We start from the raw sequence: 2431 nt of genomic DNA, 5'->3' as shown, positions 1-2431 counted from the left end.
GAAGCCAACTGGATTTATAATTCCCGCAATTACAGCGTGAAGATGGATGGCATCGGCGATGAGATCATCGGCGCGCGTAACGCAGGCGAGTTAAAAGTCGGGGTGGAAGGTCAGATTACTCCGCGTCTGCAACTGTGGGGCAACGTCGCCCAGCAGTTGGGCGACAATGGTTACAGTGATACCCAGGGAATGCTGGGCGTGAAATATCTCTTTTAATGCCACTTTGCCACCTGTCACGTACAGGTGGCACTCTTTTTCGAACCCTGGTCTTTATGATCGCGCTCGCATTCAGCTATAAATATGATGAAGTTAATTCAGCTTATTTATGGGTGAAATCACTATAGTTCCTTTACACACCGTGTATGAACACCTGCGTTGTGCAAGTTATTTTTCATCTGTGTAAAGGAAGTTAGTTGCATTCATATATCCGACCTCTCTTACGGTACCGTCGTATCCTGCCATGATGTGTGATTAGGGCAATACCCTGAAGATAACAGTCATCATCAGGGTTGATTAATAAGTGGTTCAGCGTTCAGGAAAAACCCACAGAAAAAGGGATTATATTTGTATTTTTCTCAACAATAGCCACATCTCTCCTGTTGTTTAATAACGCTCATGACAATTATCGCTGGTGCTCCTTAAATTAATTTTCATAAAAATCTCAAATTCCTGCTTCCGCTAAAATCCAATATAAAATTCACACAAACCACATTACTTTTCTGAACAAAAAAGCCACCAACCATCTATTCATGTAATTTCCATACCTTTTCTTTATTTCACTTACATAAAGTTTAGGATTATTAGATGTGTTTTTTCTAAACGACATAAAAAAACCACATTAACTCCACGTACAAACCACTAAAACCAATCAATACAATGAACAACTAACACTTTAATAAATTTATTGCATCTAATATTACAGATATTCTTATTTAGCAACTTGCATGTTTACGCCTTACAAGGCTTCAGGAAGAAAAATAGTGCAATAAGAAACATCTCGCCATTTAAATTTAAGGATGAAAGTGAGTGATATGAAATCAGCAAAAAAAAGCTTATCGACACGGGCGATAGCCATTTCAACGGTATTATTTACACCCGTATCCCTGGCTGTAACCCCACCCACAGATGCAAATAGCGTTGTTACCATTAATAATGGCGAAGAGGCAAAAGTTATTGCCGCTGAAGGTTACGATCCCGGATGGAATCATTTTACTTCTTTGAATGTAGGTCAAAACTCTAATGGCTCATTACTCATTGATAATCTTTCACTTATTACTGCTAATGCTACCGTAGGTAATAACTCTGAAGGTTCCCTCACTTTATCCAACCATACCAACTGGCAGTTTGATACTCCTACATCAAAATTGTATTTGGGCACAAATGAAGGTTCCGGCACAGTATACGTGTTAGAAGGCAGTAAGATAAGTGGCCTGCAGGAACTAAGGATTGGTGAGTATTATGGTGATGCCAAAGGGTTGATGGTTATTGATGGGGAAGACTCATCGGTTTCCTCTAACATTGCTATTGTTGGCGATCAGGGAATCGGCAATTTACGTATTACGAATGGCGGTACACTCACTACCTCAGCTCAGGTAGCTATTGGATATGCTTATCCAGGCAATAGTGCATCAAAAAATCGTAATAGTTATGGCGAGGTTCTGGTTGATGGTAAAAATTCAACATTGAATGCTGAATATGTTTATCTTGGTGGATTCAGCCCAGATGTTGCTTTTAATACTACCGGTATCCTTACCGTTAATAATGGTGCAACAATCAATGCCAATTCGTTTATTTGGGTTACTCTCGCACCTGGCGCCACAGGCGTTTTAAATATTGGTGGTGCGCAAGGTGAGGCTGAACAGCCTGCTGGTTCGATTAATACGCCATTTATTCATTTGGGGGCTGCAGATGCTTCTTCCTCTTCGATAGTAAACTTTAATCACTCCAGTACCGATTTTCTGCTGGCCTCGGATATTCAGGGGAACGGCCAGATTAATCAAGTTGGCTCAGGAACAACAACATTATCTGGTTCCAATAGCTATGCTGGTGATACCAATATAACCAAAGGCAGTCTACGCGCAGGTAAAGAAAATACCTTCAGCCCCAACTCCGATTATATTGTCGACAGCGATGGGCATCTCGATTTAAACGGTTATTCGCAAGCGTTAAAAACGCTGACGCTGGCTGGAACAACAACGTTGTCTTCGTATGAACAGGGTCACGAGTTCACGCCGACCACACTGACCATTAACGGCAACTACACCGCCGATGATGGCCTGTTAGTCATGCATACTGTATTAGGCGATGATAATTCCGTAACGGATAAACTCATCATAAAAGGTGATACTTCCGGTAGCACCCGCATTATGGTCAACAATGCGGGCGGCCTGGGCGCAGAAACCCTGGAAGGGATAAAAATTGTCGAGGTTGA

General features: G+C 41.7%; 2 protein-coding genes. Both read left to right on the top strand.

Translation table 11 applies throughout. From position 1 onward, the window contains the following. Positions 1-216, top strand: a 216-nt coding sequence (locus D9738_RS22805) for an autotransporter outer membrane beta-barrel domain-containing protein (protein ID WP_130261267.1), incomplete at its 5' end; no start/stop codon positions are given. Between the two features lie 815 nt (positions 217-1031). Then, the coding region (locus D9738_RS22800) for an autotransporter outer membrane beta-barrel domain-containing protein (protein ID WP_240780612.1) at positions 1032-2431 on the top strand (1400 nt) is incomplete at its 3' end.

Origin of the sequence: Escherichia sp. E10V5 (assembly GCF_004212315.1) — a bacterium.
Classification (GTDB): Bacteria; Pseudomonadota; Gammaproteobacteria; order Enterobacterales; family Enterobacteriaceae; genus Escherichia.
This window is presented reverse-complemented; position numbering and strand designations above follow the sequence as displayed.